This window comes from Marinobacter sp. DY40_1A1, assembly GCF_016597815.1.
GTDB classification, from domain to species: domain Bacteria; phylum Pseudomonadota; class Gammaproteobacteria; order Pseudomonadales; family Oleiphilaceae; genus Marinobacter; species Marinobacter xiaoshiensis.
Genome location: NZ_VCHA01000001.1, coordinates 1,033,080 through 1,050,552, shown reverse-complemented (window position 1 = coordinate 1,050,552; position 17,473 = coordinate 1,033,080). Strand labels below are relative to the sequence as shown.

General features: G+C 54.2%; 16 protein-coding genes. 1 reads left to right on the top strand and 15 read right to left on the bottom strand.

What is annotated here, in order from left to right:
• Positions 1–5 precede the first annotated feature (5 nt).
• The 4 genes from bamC to FFI61_RS04840 all read right to left on the bottom strand — a co-directional run bounded on the left by bamC (position 6) and on the right by FFI61_RS04840 (position 3,448).
• The gene (bamC, locus tag FFI61_RS04855) at positions 6–1,133 is read right to left on the bottom strand and encodes an outer membrane protein assembly factor BamC (RefSeq protein ID WP_200369439.1); all 1,128 of its coding nucleotides are present in this window, start codon (positions 1,131–1,133) and stop codon (positions 6–8) included.
• 47 nt (positions 1,134–1,180) lie between these two features.
• Complete coding sequence (gene dapA, locus FFI61_RS04850; RefSeq protein WP_200369438.1) at positions 1,181–2,059, bottom strand: 4-hydroxy-tetrahydrodipicolinate synthase; 879 nt, start codon at positions 2,057–2,059, stop codon at positions 1,181–1,183.
• Positions 2,060–2,124: 65 nt separating this feature from the next.
• Positions 2,125–3,204 carry an AI-2E family transporter gene (locus FFI61_RS04845; RefSeq protein ID WP_200369437.1) on the bottom strand — a complete coding sequence of 360 codons (1,080 nt, stop codon included), beginning with the start codon at positions 3,202–3,204 and terminating at the stop codon, positions 2,125–2,127.
• Between the two features lie 16 nt (positions 3,205–3,220).
• Positions 3,221–3,448 (bottom strand): sulfurtransferase TusA family protein, encoded by a 228-nt coding sequence (locus tag FFI61_RS04840; RefSeq protein ID WP_200200875.1) that lies wholly within the window; start codon positions 3,446–3,448, stop codon positions 3,221–3,223.
• A gap of 159 nt (positions 3,449–3,607) precedes the next feature.
• On the opposite strand from FFI61_RS04840, the gene FFI61_RS04835 reads away from it, so the two are divergent.
• Positions 3,608–5,083, top strand: a complete 1,476-nt coding sequence (locus tag FFI61_RS04835) for a M48 family metalloprotease (RefSeq protein ID WP_200200876.1) — start codon at positions 3,608–3,610, stop codon at positions 5,081–5,083.
• 2 nt (positions 5,084–5,085) lie between these two features.
• Here FFI61_RS04835 and nadA read toward each other — a convergent pair whose 3' ends face one another.
• The 11 genes from nadA to FFI61_RS04780 form a co-directional block, all read right to left on the bottom strand.
• Positions 5,086–6,147: a quinolinate synthase NadA gene (gene nadA / locus FFI61_RS04830; protein WP_200369436.1), complete on the bottom strand. Its 1,062-nt coding sequence runs from the start codon at positions 6,145–6,147 to the stop codon at positions 5,086–5,088.
• Positions 6,148–6,215: 68 nt separating this feature from the next.
• A complete protein-coding gene (locus FFI61_RS04825) occupies positions 6,216–6,770 on the bottom strand; it encodes a BMC domain-containing protein (RefSeq protein ID WP_200200878.1) in 555 nt (184 codons plus the stop codon).
• A gap of 34 nt (positions 6,771–6,804) precedes the next feature.
• Positions 6,805–8,154 (bottom strand): 4Fe-4S dicluster domain-containing protein, encoded by a 1,350-nt coding sequence (locus FFI61_RS04820; protein ID WP_200369435.1) that lies wholly within the window; start codon positions 8,152–8,154, stop codon positions 6,805–6,807.
• Positions 8,151–8,807: an ethanolamine utilization microcompartment protein EutL gene (eutL, locus tag FFI61_RS04815; RefSeq protein WP_200200880.1), complete on the bottom strand. Its 657-nt coding sequence runs from the start codon at positions 8,805–8,807 to the stop codon at positions 8,151–8,153. Before eutL ends, FFI61_RS04820 begins: the two co-directional genes overlap by 4 nt.
• Before the next feature lie 74 nt (positions 8,808–8,881).
• Positions 8,882–9,826, bottom strand: coding sequence for an ethanolamine ammonia-lyase subunit EutC (gene eutC / locus FFI61_RS04810; RefSeq protein ID WP_200200881.1), 945 nt, complete (start codon positions 9,824–9,826; stop codon positions 8,882–8,884).
• Between the two features lie 10 nt (positions 9,827–9,836).
• A complete protein-coding gene (locus FFI61_RS04805) occupies positions 9,837–11,201 on the bottom strand; it encodes an ethanolamine ammonia-lyase subunit EutB (RefSeq protein ID WP_200200882.1) in 1,365 nt (454 codons plus the stop codon).
• Between the two features lie 14 nt (positions 11,202–11,215).
• Positions 11,216–12,649, bottom strand: coding sequence for an ethanolamine ammonia-lyase reactivating factor EutA (locus tag FFI61_RS04800; RefSeq protein ID WP_200200883.1), 1,434 nt, complete (start codon positions 12,647–12,649; stop codon positions 11,216–11,218).
• A complete protein-coding gene (gene eutH, locus FFI61_RS04795) occupies positions 12,646–13,944 on the bottom strand; it encodes an ethanolamine utilization protein EutH (protein WP_200200884.1) in 1,299 nt (432 codons plus the stop codon). The genes FFI61_RS04800 and eutH overlap by 4 nt, the downstream gene beginning before the upstream one ends.
• A gap of 31 nt (positions 13,945–13,975) precedes the next feature.
• The gene (locus FFI61_RS04790) at positions 13,976–15,214 is read right to left on the bottom strand and encodes an iron-containing alcohol dehydrogenase (RefSeq protein ID WP_200200885.1); all 1,239 of its coding nucleotides are present in this window, start codon (positions 15,212–15,214) and stop codon (positions 13,976–13,978) included.
• A 1-nt stretch (position 15,215) separates the two neighbouring features.
• Positions 15,216–16,061: an ethanolamine utilization protein EutJ gene (eutJ, locus tag FFI61_RS04785; protein ID WP_200200886.1), complete on the bottom strand. Its 846-nt coding sequence runs from the start codon at positions 16,059–16,061 to the stop codon at positions 15,216–15,218.
• A gap of 13 nt (positions 16,062–16,074) precedes the next feature.
• Positions 16,075–17,466, bottom strand: a complete 1,392-nt coding sequence (locus tag FFI61_RS04780) for an aldehyde dehydrogenase family protein (protein WP_227714593.1) — start codon at positions 17,464–17,466, stop codon at positions 16,075–16,077.
• Positions 17,467–17,473 lie beyond the last annotated feature (7 nt).

Below are 17,473 nucleotides of genomic sequence, written 5' to 3'. Positions count from 1 at the left end.
CTAGATCAGTATAGGTATTCGAACAGCTGTGTCAGTAAATCCTCTGGCTTATGATCACCGCTGTACCCCTCAGTAACTTCAGCAGTAACCCTGACTTCGGCATCCCGCTCCACCAGATTCACCGTATGGGTATGGCGAGGGGTTTCTTTGTCGCTGAACCAGCCAAACCACCCACCTTTGAGCTCATCTGCACTGCGAAAATCGACGAAAAGCCAGCCTTCACTTCGGTTGAGGTCAAGCACAGCAATGCCCGATTCAGTTAGAGCCCGGTTCACCTCAGCCCAAGCACGGCCGTAGTCGAGATCCATGCCAATGGCCTGCGCCTTTTCATTTTCAGATATCAGTTTTACCAGTGGCTTGGCAACCAGGCCGGACGCTGCGCGCGAGAAGGATTTATTTTCTTCACGGGCCTGCAGGAACTCACCCATATTGGCAAGAAGTCGCTTCTGCAATGCCATCTGATCTTCAGAGGGCTCGGCAATTCCACTCCAGGGGATCAACTCTCCTGGCCAGGATGCTCCTTCCTCCAAGCCTTCCCCGGAAACGAGCTTGCGCACCTGGATTTCCGTGGTTTTACGCCTGACGCCCGGAGCTATACGAACTTGCAGAATTGCTTTGGGCTCGGCCGTGGCCTCATCGACAGCAACACCGGGAAGCTCAAGCAACTCACGGGCACGCACGTTGTAATTAGCCAATTCGCTCTGCAACAAGCCCAGTTGCGGACTGTCGTGGGCAACACCAAGACCTTGTTCGTTCATATAACTGGTTACAGCCGGCCAGATTCGCCCAGGCACATCGTTTACCAGCAACCATGTACGACCATCAAGCTCCTCAACCACATAGTTCTCTTCGAGAATTTCAGAGGTCATGTCCGGAGGACGAGGGATATCAGACGGATAAAGTTTGCTGCCATCTGCCGGGTCAATTTTCCGGACGGGCATTACCTGGGAAAATCGGGAAGGATCCGCGGTTTCCGGCAGAGCCAGCGGCTCTCCCTCTTTCTCGTGTACGTAGCGTTCAGAGCGATCTTCCAAAATGCCGCACCCGGCTGTTGCCATAGTAAGCAAAAGCCCGGATACAACTGCCAAGTGTCGGGATGAAACAAACTTACGGGTTCTTGAAAGAACCTGCATCGGCCTTCTCTCTGTGTAGGACTGTTTCAGATGTGGTATCGGCAAACTCAGAGAACACCCGAAGCTTTCATTGCTTCTTCCAGCTCTCCGTGGAATTTCTCGCTGAACTGAGTCAGCGGAAGCCGAATCCCCTCACCGATCATGCCCATACGCTGAAGCGCCCATTTCACGGGAATGGGATTGGCTTCCAGGAAGAGTTTGCGATTCAAAGGCATCAAGAGTTCGTTCAGGCGCTCCGTTTCTTCCCGGTTGCCCGCAATAGCCGCGGCGCAGAGATCGGCCATGGCTTTTGGGGCTACGTTTGCGGTAACAGAAACGTTACCCTTCGCGCCGGCGAGAATAAGTTCAGCTGCAGTAGCGTCGTCGCCGGAATACACGGCCAGGCGTCCATTGAGGGCTTCAATCAGCTCCGCACCCCTGGGAATATTGCCTGTGGCATCTTTAATCGCAACAATGTTCGGGATGTCAGCCAAGCGCAGAACTGTTTCATTCAACATGTCACAGGCTGTGCGCCCAGGTACGTTGTAGAGCATCTGGCTCATGCCGGGAACAGCTTCAGCAATGGCTTTAAAGTGCTGGTAAAGACCTTCCTGAGTTGGCTTGTTGTAGTAAGGCACAACCAGCAAACAGGCATCTGCGCCCAGTTTATGAGCTTCGGTTGTCAGATAGATGGCTTCACGTGTGCTATTACCACCCGTGCCAGCGATAACAGGAATCCGGCCGTTCACACGCTTGATAATGTAACCAATTACCCGACAGTGCTCTTGTTGATCGAGCGTTGCGGATTCGCCGGTGGTTCCTACAGCAACGATACCGTTGGTACCATTGTCCAGATGAAAGTCGACCAGCTGGTCCAGATGCTCCCAGTGAATGTCACCGTTTGGATGCATGGGCGTGACCAGTGCGACAAGGCTACCCGTAATCATAAAAGCTCCATCCGAATAAAACGAATATGGTAATGTTGGGCACGAACTGACACAAGGAAATTAAATTACACTTCGTCCGAACTGGTTGAGAAAGCAGGTTTCTTTACCGGCCAGGCAAAGAATACAGCTTTCAACATGGTGGCCAATGGAATGGCAAAGAAAACACCCCACAACCCCCAAATACCGCCAAAGAACAATACCGAAATAATGATAACAACCGGGTGCAGACTGTTCACTTCCGAGAACAGCACAGGAACCAGTACGTTACCGTCCAAAGCCTGAATAACGCCGTAAATCACCATTACCCAGATAAAATGACTGCCCCACCCGAAAGCGAACAGTGCAATTACGGCTACCGGAATGGTCACTACAGCCGCACCAATGTATGGAATTACAACACTCAACCCCACCAGAAGCGACAGCAATGCAGCATAGGGTACGCCAAGGAGTTTGAACGCAACATAAGTTGCACCGCCAACGATCAGGATTTCAACCGCTTTACCGCGCACATAATTTGCGCACTGCAGGTTCACCTCATGCCAGATTTGAACCATCATCGGGCGCTGTGGCGGAAGCAGCCTGGAAATAGCCCCGAGCAGTACTTCCCGGTCTTTGAGGAAGAAAAAAACAAGTATCGGCACCAGCACCATATAGATGAGCAGCGCGACCAGATCGGGGATGCTGGACAGCGAGAAAGACACTAACCACTGAGTCATGTGCCCCACTTCGGTACTCACTTGCTGGTAAAGACTTCGGACCGCCTCAGCCGAGATCATGTGGGGGTATTCTTCGGGCAACAGTTCAAGGTACGACTGCAGCTCTCCAATAATACGGGGCGCCTCGCCCGCAAGCGTGCTGACCTGGGTCCATATCAGCGGTAAAAGGCCGAAAATAAAACCTACCAGTACGCTGAGGAACACCAGAAACACCGCCAGTATTGCAAAGCCTTCCGGAACGCCATAAGCGTTCAGCCGGGTAACCAGCCCCTGCAGAATAAACGCCACGATAAGCGAGGCGATAGCCGGTGCCAGCATGGCACCAAACCATATAATGAAAAATGTACCCGCGACCAAAATCAGAAAAAGAATGACCGCTTCTTCATCTGAAAAGTATTTGTGCGCAAGACCGCGTAAAATTCTGAACATCAAGGACTCCGGAAAATTAACCGCCGCACTCTACCACAAAGCGGAAATGGCCATCAGTTTGTGAGGAACTCACCAAACGGTGGCGGGACAACTCCAGAAAAGCCGGAATATCGCGAGCGGAGCCCGCATCGGTGGCAATGACCTCAAGCGTTTCGCCCGGGGACATGCCATTGAGCTCCAACTTTGTTTTCAGCAGGGGCATAGGGCAGCGAAGCCCGGACGTATCCAGTGTACGATCAGCCATAAAGAAGGTGCACCATCACAAGACATGAAATTCACAAGCCGGCATTATGCCTCCAGTGATACTGTATTGCATCACAATACCTGTTAATCATCAGATCCGGATTTTTTGACAGAACATGCTGTCACAATAGCAGTTCGAAACAGGAGCACACTGCATTACATGAACGACGTTCTAATAGAATTTCGCAGGTACCGCACGGTTGCAATCGTGATCATTCTGGCTTTTTTTCTGACATCAAGCCCGGTGTCAGAAGCTCAGGACACTGGCCTCCCTAACATTGGAGGAACCGGCGGTGGCCTTATTTCCGGACACCAGGAGAGCGACATTGGCCAGCAGGTGATGGTGTCGATCCGCCGATCTGCGCCGCGCATTACCGATCCACTGATTTACGACTATCTCAGCGCCATTATTTACCGACTGGTACCCTCAGCCCCTTTGGAAAACCGGGAGATCACACTCGCGCTAATCGACAGCCCAGCCCTCAACGCTTTCGCAGTCCCCGGTGGGATCGTTGGCGTGAATGGCGGATTGTTTCTCAATGCAGCGACAGAGCAGCAGTTTGCGTCGGTGCTTGCTCATGAGCTTGCACACCTTAGTCAAAGGCACTTCGCCCGCCGACTGGAACAGCAGGAGACCAGCGCACCCTTAACACTTGCAGGCATGATTGCCGGCATCGTGCTGTCTGCAGTCACTCAATCTGATATAGGCATTGCCGCCATTGCCGGCACACAGGCACTGGCGATACAAAACATGCTGGCTTACAGCCGCTCACACGAACAGGAAGCGGACCGGGTGGGGCTGGACATTCTTGCGACTGCCGGGATGGACCCAAGGGGCATGCCTGAAATGTTCGAAATCATGATGCGTCAGAACCGGCTGCAGGGAAACAACATGCCGGAGTATCTCTCGACTCACCCCCTCACCCAAAGCCGGGTGGCCGACACCCGCAACCGGGCAGAACAATACCCTGAGAAGACCATTCGGGATGGACAGGAATATCACTTGGTGCGTAGCCGCTTGCAGGTTCACTATGCAGCCTCTCCCGAGATAGCCGTCGACACCTTCGAAAACTATCTGAAAAAGCCAAACGCCGAGTCTAATGAAGTCGTTCGTTATGGGCTGGCAGTGGCCTACTTGAGCAACAACCAGCCTGAAGAGGCCGAAAAGGTCATCAAAGAACTACTGACCTCTAATCCAGGCCGGATAACGTTGCAGGTAACCCTGGCAGAAATATACATTCAGGAAAACAAACTGGATGACGCGCGATCTCTGCTTAAAGAAGCCTTGAACAGGAACCCTGGCAACTACCCGATTACTTCTACGCTTGCAGATGCGGAAATAGCAGCAGGTAACGGCACTCAGGCGGCAGAGCACCTGAAGCAGCTGACACGCAGAATGCCCCAGCAGGAATATCTGTGGTTGCGTCTGGCGGAAGCCGAAGGGATGGCGAGGAACATCGTGGGAGTTCACCGCGCAAGGGCAGAATATGATGTTCTTATGGGGGACCTGGAGTCTGCCCAGAGACAGCTAAGGCAAGCTCAAGAGAAACTGCCTGCCGGTTCGGCTCAAAGACAGGTGGTGGGTGAGCGGCTAGCAGAGATCACTAACCGCCTCCAAACGCGCAGAAACAACTAAAATCAGGCGTTACCCGCTGCCTTCAGGTTCATCCCGGCCGTGAAATCGAGCATGCGCCGCAGAGGCTTGAGGGCGGCCTCTCGGATTTCCGCATCCACCAGCACTTCCTGATCACCTTTCTCAATCACACTCAGAAGGTTTTCCAGGCCGTTCATGGCCATCCACGGGCACTGTGCACAACTACGACAGGTAGCACCGTTGCCTGCTGTCGGTGCTTCAATCAGAGTTTTATTGGGCGCCAGTTGCTGCATTTTATAGAAAATGCCGTTGTCGGTAGCAACGATAAATTCCTGATTGGGTAGTGTTTGCACGGCGTGAATCAACTGCGAGGTTGAGCCAACAACATCCGCCATTTCCACAACCGCATCGGGAGATTCAGGGTGAACCAGAACGGCAGCGTTCGGGTAAAGAGCCTTGAGGTCTTCCAGGCCGCGGTGTTTGAACTCTTCGTGCACTATGCAGGAGCCATCCCACAGCAACATGTCGGCCCCGGTGGTTTTCTGCACGTAATGTCCAAGATGCTTGTCAGGAGCCCAAAGTATTTTCTCTCCCCTCAAATCAAGATCTTCAACAATAGCTTGAGCACAACTTGACGTGACAACCCAATCTGCGCGGGCCTTTACAGCCGCGGATGTGTTGGCGTATACCACAACGGTGCGGTCACTGTGCTCATCGCAGAAGGCCTGAAATTCATCTGCTGGACATCCGATATCGAGTGAGCAGGTCGCCTCCAGGGTGGGCATCAGGACTCGTTTTTCAGGGTTCAGAATTTTAGCGGTTTCACCCATAAAACGAACACCGGCCACAACCACCGTTGAGGCGGGGTGTTGATTCCCGAAACGGGCCATTTCGAGCGAGTCTGCAACGCAACCGCCAGTTTCTTCAGCGAGGCGCTGGATGTCGGGGTCGGTGTAATAGTGCGCCACAAGCACGGCGTCCTTTTCCTTGAGCACTGCCTTGATGCGGGATTCAAGCCGCGCCTTCTCATCAGCGCTGAGCGGCTTGGGCTCCGCTGCATGGGCCAGGTGTTCCTGAACAAGGATTCGGTCTTCAACTTTAGTCATGTACAGCTTCTCTCAGTTACTTTCTGCGGCTGAGTATATCATTTCAGACAGCAGTAGCACTGTAAGCACTATAACTTGTCCTGCAAGATCTCTTTGCGCGGCTGAGGAATCACAACTTTATCTACCAGCATCCCCTTGCTCTTGATGAAATCTGTTCCCGCATCTACTGCTGCGGTTACCGCAGCGACATCGCCTGTCAGGGTCAGGAAGCCTTTGCCGCCGATCGCCATCGCCAGATGAATATCGATCAACTCAACGTTGGCTGCTTTTACCGCAGCGTCTGCCGCCTGAATGATGGTGGCAACCGAGAAGGTCTCGATGATACCCAGGGCAGCCGTTTCCTCGATCACCCGGGTGCCGCTGATAGCGGCGAAAACGGACGGGTGAACATTGGGTATGATCAGTTCGTCCACAATGGTTTCGCTGCCCAAATCCAGGCCCGCAGACATGGCAGACTCAACAGCAGCCACATCGCCCGCCACCATGACCATGAACTTGCCCGGGCAGATAGTTCGGTTAAACACGATTTCCACGTTTGCCGCCTTCAGCATAGCGTCGCCTACCGCGTAACCTTTTGCGATTGAATTCATTTCAATCATTCCGATCGCACTTTTATTGCTCATGATTACTTCCCATCCGGAACCCTGTAAAACTCCGTCACATGACGGCGTCAATAACGATACTGTCACCCGTCAGGGTCACCTTGCCGCTTATGCTGGCGTGCAATGGTATGCCCATACCCTCCTTGGGCGGCGCTGCAATAACATCCCCCTCGCTCACCATATCCCCACTGCGGACTACAGGTTCTGGCTGCTGCCCCATGCGTTGATGCAAGGAAATAACCACCCTCGACGGATTTACCTGGACGTCTTTCCAATGCGCAGTTTTACTGTCGTATTTTGCCAGCCCCAGCTTTCGGGTCAGCCGTTGCGATGGTACGCCTCGATACTCACGCATACTATGCACCTCGCGGGTCTGGCCCTGTAACTGCTCAGGTGTCAGCCATAGATCGTTGGCCTTGAGGTCTCGTTTGGTTGATACACAGATATCCCGGGGGTTCAGTTGCTCCGGGCAGGCCCACAAAGTACAAATATTGCACTCGCAACAGGCTTGGGCATGGACTGACAAGGTTTCGCTGACCACACCGGTCGTCAGCAGAGAGCGCATTACCAGATGCGGCTGTATCGGATAACCGAGCAGGTACCTGGGGCACATTTCGGTGCACAGTGTGCACTGATCACAGCCGGATTTTCCGATGCGCTTGTATTGCTGCTCGGTTTCCGAACGCCGCCTCACGAGATAGCTATCCCGTGGCAGCACCAGCAGCCCACTGCTCACCGCTGCAATCGACGCGTCCATGTCGTCAACTACCGTCCCCATCATTGCACCGCCATCAATCACCACCGGATCATCACAGGTAATGGCGCCAGCAAGACTGATAACATCCGCAAAGCGCATGCCTATGGGCAACCAGGCCGTGAAGGGGTGCTCCACCTCTCCGTGCACGGTTATCATGGTTCTGGTAACCGGTTTACCTTCTGCAGCCCTTGCAATGTTCACCAACGTCTCAACGTTCTGAACCGCAACGCCGACATCTTTTGGCAGACCACCCGCTGGGATACGATCTCCTGTTATCTCGTAAACCAGTTCGTATTCATCGCCTGCCGGGTACATGTTTGTCATTCGTTTCAGTTCAATGTTACCCGGCAAGAGCCCTTCGATATGCGATATCGAATCCTGGTGCTTCTCCTTGATGGCTATAAAGCCCCGGCTTGCACCCGTTTGCTCCATTACTAACGCCATACCTTTAAGGAGTTCGGCTGCAAACTGTTGAATGATTGTCTGATCCTTATACAGCAGGGGCTCGCATTCCGCGCCGTTAGCAATCAGGATGTCCGCCCGCGCCTGCATTTTGACGTAAGACGGAAAGCCACCACCACCAGCGCCGACAACGCCTGCGCTTCTGACCTTTTCAACAAGAGAGTTCATGTCAATCGAGCCGCTCATATATCAATAGGGTTTCTGGCAACCGCCAGAACTGCCTCCTCGAAGGCCTCGCAAGCTGCTCTGCAAGCTGCCTGGCTACCGGTCAGGAATCCCCCACCGTAGTTCGTTTCAGAAGGCGGTGAAAAGAAGGTAGCCACTTGAACGCTGGCTGCTTTCAGTGCCGCATCCATACCGAACATTGCTTCCAGTGGTGGCGCAATCAGATACGCCATCGAATCGCCTCGCTTCATCCCGCCCTCTTTCGACAGGTAGCCACCTGTGGCGGATACCAGATGGGCAAAATACGCGATACTGCCCTCTTCGTTAGCGGAGTAAAAGCAGGCTTCGTTCTCGATAACTTCCTGCGCGCGCTGGAGCCCGGCGATAACATCTGCAGGCCCCGGCCCGGCGATGATGCCGATCACCTCACCTGACAACAAGCCAGATGAGTGGGCGGCACCGGCGTAGAATGACCGTGCGTACACCACATCAACCTGTGCGGCTTTCGTGGCTTCATCCAGCGCCACATAAGTAACGTCATCACTGTCGGCTGTGATCATTCCGATGCAGCGCTGTTCTTTTTTAAGGTTGAACTGTTTCATCATTGCGTCATCGACTGACGCGATAACACGGGTAGCCAATACCGTTGCTCTGATTTCGTCCCGAATTGCCATGATGGTGCTCCTTTCGTATCTTGCCGGGAGTCTTTTTGTAAAGAACTCCGAACCATGTGTCTGAGCCCTTGGCTTCAGCGTTTCATTTTCAGCCCGCTCGCTTTCTGTTCCAGCATTTTGCGTGTCAGATCGACAATAACAGCTGCCGCTTCTATGGGTGGTGTACCGCCTGTATGGATATTGGAAATCACCATACGATCCGACTCCACCGTCTTCTCGGTGGGCTTGTAGACGCAATAACAGCTCAAACTTTCAGACTGCCCAAGCCCTGGTCGCTCCCCAATCAACAGCAAGTTAGCCTCGGCCTGTAGCAGGTTGCCAATTTCATCCTGAGCTTTCACACGACCGTAGCGCAAGAAGAAAGGTGTACCCACGGTAAACCCAGCGCTCTCCAGACCTTTCATCAGAGGCGGTATGATTTCTTCGAGGTTATTGGTGACGGCATCTGTACTTAGCCCGTCAGAAATAACCACCTGAACCTGAGGCGATTTTTTGCAACGTTCTCCGATCGTTTTCTTTGCCTCGTCGGAAAGCTTGCGACCGAGATCCGGGCGCCTGAGGTACTCACTCTTATCGGTGACACAGGTCTGCACTTCCCAGAGATTTTGCTGCTCAAGCCACTCTGGAGCTACTTCCTTGACTACCGTATCTTTGGAACGTGAGTGGTCCGCAAGAAAACGCAGCAGCGAACGGGTGCGAGGCCTTGGGCCAGCGCGGCCCTGACAAACCCGCGCGGCCGTTTGCTTGACCATGTCGCTGTTTACCGAATCATTGTGGCCATTCTCGATACCATTCCAGTGCACAAACTTTTCCAGGCTGAGATCTTCCAGCCCCTGGCTCTGATCTTTTACCTCGGCCTTACTGCCAGCGGCTTCAGAGGGTTTGTAAGCCGGTGGGTTGTTTTGCTGTGAACCGTTGCTCTGGGGCTGAACACGGGTTACCTGTCCAGCCGGGAGCGAATGCTCACCCAACTCACGCAACACCGAATTGACGATACTCTGAATTGTTTGCTCGTCCATGGTCGTCACCTCAATCAAAGAAGATGGATGGGTCGCCCGCGCGGGCAGTGAGCTTGCCGTTCTCCATCAGGCCCATGGTCTCCATCCAGGCCTCAAACTCGGGAGCGGGTCGATAACCCAGAAGCTGCCGGGCCGTAGCAATGTCGTGGAAACCGGTAGTCTGGTAGTTCAGCATGATGTCGTCGCCAAGGGGCAAAGACATGGTGAAGTTGCAGCCCGCTGCGGCCAACAGAACGATCAGATTCTCGTTGGAGTTCTGGTCGGTTTCCGCATGGTTGGTGTAGCAGGCGTCGCAGCCCATGGATATGCCGGTCAGCTTGCCCATGAAGTGGTCTTCAAGTGCCGCCCGGGTAATTTGCTGGTGGTTGAACAGGTATTCTGGCCCGATAAAGCCGACCACCGTATTCACCATGTGCGGCTTATAGCGTCGTGCCAAACCATAGTTGCGCGCTTCCACAGTCACCTGGTCTGCGCCGTGATGGGCATTGGCAGACAGCGCAGAGCCCTGCCCCGTTTCAAAGTACATCATGTTGGAACCGGCCAATTTGCAGTAATGCTTGCCCATCTCATAGGCTTCATCGAGCAAATCGACAGTAACACCAAATTCGGTCAGACCTTTTTCAGTGCCAGACAGACTCTGGAACAGCAAGCCGCCCGGTGCGCCTTTTTCAAGCGCTGCCATCTGGTTGGAGATGTGGGCCAGCACGCAACCTTGGGTGGGTATGTTCCACTTGTCGGTCGCTTCCTTGATGGCGTTCAGAATCCGCAGGGTATTCTCTACGGACTCGGTCACCGGGTTAACGCCAATTACCGCATCACCGCAGCCGTATGTCAGCCCTTCGTAGACCTGCACCATAATGCTGTCGAGATCGTCACGGGTGTCGTTGGGCTGCAGCCGGGCAGAGAAGGTTCCAGGGGTGCCGATGGTGCAATTTGCCTTGGAGATCACGTAGAGCTTTTTAGCGCCCACCATGAGATCGCCGTTCGAGCAAATCTTGCATACGGCGGCGACCATTTCGGCAGTCAGACCTTTGCGCAGGCGTTCATAATCCTCGCGGGTCGGCACATCCGAGAGTATGTACTCTCTCAGCTCGCTGACGGTCCAGTGTTTGATCTCATCATAGATCCCGGTGTTCACGGCATCTTGTATTACCCGGGTTACGGCGTCTTCCTCATAGGGCACTATCGGGTTTTCCCGCAGCACTTCCAGGCGCATTTCACTCAATACCTGCTTGGCAGCCACGCGCTCCTGAGCCGTTTCTGCAGCAACACCCGCAAGCACATCACCCGAACGAAGTTCGTTGGCTTTTGCAAGCACATCCTTTACGTCACGGAACTGATAAACCTGCCCGAACAGTGTTGTTTTTAAGATCATGAAAACCTCCCCCTCTAGGCAGGAAATGCCAGAGATTTGATGGTTAATGGCACAACTTCCCCGCCAAAAAAACTTTCGCCGACATCGATATAGTCACCGGCAACGGCACGCACTTCATCAATAACCAGTAGCTTCTGGGGGTCGATCAGGGGCTGCAACTCCATCCCCAACACTTTCCCCAGGTCGTTTTCCGTCACGATGATTGCAGGTGCCTGGCGATTGCCATGCTGCTGATAATATTCTGCAATCTCTATTGCTGTGTGATGCACCACGCGATAGCTCATGGGCATATCCCTTCCCAGCGCAATGGCGTAACTATCCTCTCGCAAGCGCAGATCCATACGTTCTGCTGCTTCGACAATCTGCTGGCAAACCGCTGGTAGATCGGCTGCCTGCCAATCAATCTGCGGCTCTACTACCGGTATATTGCGGATAGGCAGCGAATCAACATTCAGCCAGATCGAGCTTCCGGAGAGCGACATGGAATAGGCGCCTGCGCCAATAACTGTGGCCTGCTGGGTCTGCAAAGGTACGCGGACATTCATGGCAGACAACGTGGGATGCTTCAGTAACGCACCGCCGAGCAATATGCCTATGTCTTGCCAGTGGAACGGCTCGAGTGCTTCGGTTTTCAAGCTGTAGTAACTGGTACCCACGCCTCCGCTTATAAATACAGCGTCGAACTCACCTGGTTCCTTCAGGTCAGACGTCATCATCAGCTTTTGACACAACTCTGAGCGGTTGCCGACGATGACATCGACAACCAGTTGCGCCATGCGACTGACAATTTTTTCAAGGTGATCTGCGCTTATCCGGGCTTCCGGCAACGACTCACCGAACAGGGACTCGATAACCCACTTCGCAGGCTCACGGATTTTTGTTACCGATCCTGAGCGGTCCGTTTTGATCAGGTTCCCGCCGATATTAAGGCAGGCGGTGTCTTCTACACGACCACTGTTAAACACCACGTAATTGCTGGTGCCACCGCCAATATCGATGTTCAGTACCCGTGCATGGTTTTGTTTGGAGTAGTCTCCGGCGCCGCTGCCCCTGCCTGCAATCACAGACTCCAGGTTCGGGCCTGCCGTGGCCACCACAAAGTCGCCCAGCCGCTCTGCAAGGTTCAGAACAGTATCCCTGGCGTTCTTCACCTTGGAGGTTTCGCCGGTGATGATAATGGCCCCGGTTTCAATATCGCTGAGTGTGATACCAGCGGCCGCAAACTGATCGTCGATGAACCGCTGCAGCATGGGAACATTCACGGTTCCATCCTCCTGCAGAGGCGTGGGGCTGACAGGGCTCTGGAAAAAGATCTCCCGTTCCACAAACTCATACCGGGGCACCTGAGTAACAGGCGCCCGGTTGACCATGGTGAGCCGTGAAAAGATCACCTGGGTTGTGGTGGTGCCGATATCAATACCGACACTGTGTACGGTTTTTCTATTCACAGTTGTCCCTTCGCCTCCTCTGGCGTGGATGACTCAGAGGCCGGCTTGCCGTTCTTTTCAATAGACGCAATCATCCGGTCTGCAAGCAGCATGGCGAACAGTACGGCAGTGATGCCACCAACGAGCTTGCCGATGATGACAGCCATGATCATGTCTGGCTTATTCGCTGCGGTGAAACCCAGGTGGTCACCAAAGGTAAACGCGGCGCTGACGGCAAACGCGGAGCAAAGAATCTTGCCGCGGCTGTCCATATCCTTCATTACCTGGAACATGGGGATGTTGTTGGCGAGGGTGGCAATCAGGCCAGTTGCTGCGGTGGGGTTTACATTCAGCACGTTGCCCATCTTCAGCAATGGCTTCTCGAACCAGCGGGTCAGCAACAACACCATGGGGTAAGCGCCCAACAGGATGATGGCGATGGAACCAATGACTTCGATGGCTCGCATATCTATGCCCGGCTCATCACCCGGGGACATGAAAATCGGATCCATACCGGGAATCAGCGTAATGCCCAGTGTGGTTTTCAGCACTGCAGCCGCAAGGCCAATGGTGATAAAGGCAACCAGAAACTTTGCAAAAATTGAAAACCCGTTGATCATTTTGTTGGGCATAAACCACAGGCCGGCTGCAATCAGGGCAGACACAATAATGACCGGAATAAGGTTCATGAAAATCAGCGGCAGGTTGAACTGTATGGCCTCTTCAGTGCCGGGAATCAAAACCGTGGATGCCATGGCAGCCAGCCCGCCTGCAATACAGCCAATGGGAATGGTCACAATGCCCGCGAGTACCCCGGACGCCAGGTAGGGGCGATCCTGTTCTTTGATGATGCCAACGGCAACGGGAATGGTGAATACAATGGTGGGGCCCATCATGGCGCCGAGAATCAGACCGGCGTACATCCAGGCACCATAGTTAACGGTACCGTCTACAGCCGTGGCCATTTCCTTGGCCAGAAAGTACCCTCCCATGTCGTTGGCAAGCAGTGTAGTGGCGAACATGGCCGGATCAGCACCCAGGAAGGTGTAGATGGGCACAACGACCGGTGACAGTATTTTGGCCAGTACCGGTGCCATGGCGATAATACCGACCATGGCCAGAGCCAGAGCACCCATGGCCTGAAAGCCTTCTTCAAACTCGTTGCCGGCGCCGGAGATGGATTTCCCCACCCGGCCTAGCCCAAGCTTGCCAAGCACCAACCCGGATCCGCCAAACTGCATGAATACCCGGTCCAGAGCGCCGATGACCATAAAGGTCATCATGATATAAAGAATGATCTGGTTTAACGTTTCCATATTCGGCTCTCCGCCTTCTAGCAAAGGGTTGTTATTTGGTACTGCATGCCTCTTCAAGTAACTGCACTATGTCCGCTTCAGTAACGTCCCTCGGGTTGTCCCTGATACACACATCGTCTAATGCATCCGCGGCAATGGCGGCAAAGTCCTCACGCTGAATGTTTGTCCCCGCAAGGCTTCCAGGCAATCCGATATCTGAAAGAAGTTGCCGCACGGCATCGATTGACGCCATACACTGCTCTCTTTGTGTCATTCCGGTGCGAGTCACACCGAGCATGTGCGCAATGGCCGCATACTCCTGCTGACACACCAGTGCATTGAATCGCATCACATAAGGAAGAAGGATCCCGTTGGCAATGCCATGGGCCAGGCGATAACGGGCACCTATCTGATGAGATATGGCATGAACCAGACCAAGCCCGGAATTGCTGAAAGCCAGCCCGGCTTTATAGGCCGCAGTTGCCATGGTGAGACGGGCTGCAACATCGCCACCGTTGCCCACTACCACTGGTAGCGCCTCTGCAATGCTCTGCACGGCGCAGATAGCCAAAGCCTTTGCCAGAGGATGTGAGTTACGTGCCGCGTAGGCCTCAATGGCGTGGGTCAGCGCATCAATGCCGGTAGCCGCAGTCACCAAAGCTGGCAGATTCAGCATAAGACCCGGATCCACGATGGCGAAATCCGGCATCAGATCGACCTGTTTGATCACGAACTTGTGCTTGCGATCAGCGCGCATGATCACACTGATGTCGGTTACTTCGGATCCCGTGCCAGCGGTTGTCGGCACAGCACCTAACCCGATAACCCGGCGACCTTTGAATCCCGGCTCTGCCAGTTGCTGCAAGCTGCTCTGGCAGCTTCCCGCTAGCGCAATGGCCTTGGCGGCATCAAGCGCGGAGCCGCCGCCAAAACCCAGTACAAAATCCGCGTGATTGCGGGTAAGCAATTCTGTGGCGGTCGCAATAACAGTTTCATCGGGCTCCCGGGTAATTCCGGGATAGATAGTGAACTCAATGCCTGCTCGCTCCAGGCTTCTCTCCATGCTCCGCATCAGGCCTTTTTCATGAACCACGCGGTCAGCGACCACCAACACATGCATTACGCCAAGATGACTGAGCATCTCGCCAATTTTGAGAATCGCACCTTCGCCCATCAATGTCTGGCGCGGAGCGTTGAAGTTGAACAGACCACGCGGCGCCAGCTCGTCTACCGTGCGGGTGACGATGCTTTCGATCAGGGCGTTATCGGGCGACTGCTCGGGCGTTCTCATATCATCCGACCCTCTGTTCCTTGGCTCGAATCACGTCCGAATAGGTTGCTATGGCAAGGGGTGTGAGGTAAAGCGGGTGCGAAGGCATCACAATTTCGGTGCCGGGAAACTCAGCCGCGAAGACTTCCAGGAATCCGGGCAGCGCGCACGAACCGCCTGTCAGATAAATGGCTGGTACCTTGTGGCCTTCAATGTGGCCGTGAACAATATCAGCCATTTTCCCAATCACCGGTGCAGCAAGCCGACACAGTGCCAGGTCTTTACTGGTGCGTTTCATCTCTTCGGCTTCCTCGTAAGGCAAACCGAAATGCCCAGCAAGCGTCAGCGTAATATGCCGACCGCCAGTGGCGTCATCCATCGACCGAACCACCCGGCCTTGCTCAATAATGGCCGTGCCTGTAGTTCCCCCACCAATATCCACTACGGCAGCATGATCAAGCTGCAGCATCTGTGCAACGCTACTGGGTTCATCAATAACGCCTGCCACTTCCAGGCCGGCGGCTTCAATGACATTGGTCGAGATACGTGAATCGGTACCGGGAGGAAAAGACGTGATGACCTGTTCAATATTAATCCCCAGCTTCGCGTTAGCTCGCCGGACCTGCTCCCGGACAATCTGGCTGGCACCGAAGAAATCCACAACCACACCGTCGCGGACAACGTTGGCCCAATCCATGAATGCCGCAATCGGATTACCGGCTGCATCCAGCACTATTGTCTGAATGTCTGCGGTACCCAGGTCAACACCTACTCTGAACTCACCCTGAAACGGGCTTTCAGTGTCGTTATTGATCAGACCAGCGGTCTTCTTCAGTAATCGGTTGACCTCGGCCATTGTCCTGCTCATTTCACTCTCCTTGTCAGACGATCCGGAACGAATCCACCATGGTGCAGCGCCGTTTGCGTACAAACGTGCTGGCGTTGGTAACGCCCTCGCCGGTGGGTGTGGAAATCGTCATGGACGTCCAGCCTTCTCCGCCCGCGCCCAGTCCCGCAAGGCACGGCCCATTCTTCACAAACAGGCTGCAGTTGATTTCCAGCGCCATACGGGAAAGGTTATCGATATTGCGGGAGTGCATAGCTGCCGTGTGGCGATTGCCGGCTTCCAGTTCCACTGCCCAATCAATTGCCTGGTCGGCGTCACGGGCACGTATCAGAGGAATAACAGGGAGCATCATCTCTGTTGTGGCGAACGCGTGATCCCGCTCGGTTTCCGTGACGAGCAAGCGAGTGCCTGCCGGAACGCTGAAACCTGCGGCAGCCGCGATTTTTTCAGCGTCGCGCCCTACCCATTCCGGCTTCGGATGCGGGTTCGGCCCCGGGTATCCTGCAAGAACGAGCCTGGCCACTGCGTCAGCCTGATCGGCATTGATCTCCGCAGCACCGTGCCGGCACATGGCCGTTTTCAACTCTGTCGCAATTGACTCTACGGCGATGATTTCTTTCTCATCAACACAGATGATGTTGTTATCAAACGATGCACCCTGAACAATGCTGATGGCCGCCCGCTCTATATCAGCGGTTTCATCCACAACCACCGGAGGGTTGCCCGGCCCCGCAGCAATCAGGCGTTTGTCGGTGACCTTGCGGGCTGCATTCACTACTGCTTCACCACCCGTAATGGTCAACAGGTGTATGCCGGGAAAACTGAACAGCCGGGTGGCCGCTTCAATCGTGGGTTCTTCAACACAGGTTACGAGATTTGCAGGCCCGCCGGCGCTTACAGAGGCACGGTTGATCAGCTGGATAGTGCGCTGTGAAACGGCCCTGGCTGCTGGGTGCGGAGAAAACACAACCGAGTTGCCTGCCGCAATCATGCTGATCGCGTTATTCAGAATGGTTGCAGACGGATTGGTTGACGGTGTAACAGACGCTATTACACCCCAGGGTGCGTTTTCGATAAGTGACAGCCCGTGATCACCTGTCAAAGCCATAGGCACTACCGCTTCGGTGCCCGGCGTTTTGTCCAGAACCAACTGGTGCTTACGGATTTTATCGTCTACCCGGCCAAATCCTGTCTCCTGAACGGCAAGCTCAGACAGCGCCTGAATATTCTCGCGTCCGGTGCGCCGGATAGCCGCGATGATCGCTTCTCTCTGCGCCATCGTTCTTATCTTTCTATAAGCATCCTGAGCCCCGGCTACGGCATCATCAAGTGTTCTGAAAACGCCGTAGCTTTCACCGTCACGCTGCGGAGAGTGCAACTGCTCAATAACCCTGCGTACGATGGACTCAATCTGCTGTGCATCCATTTGCATC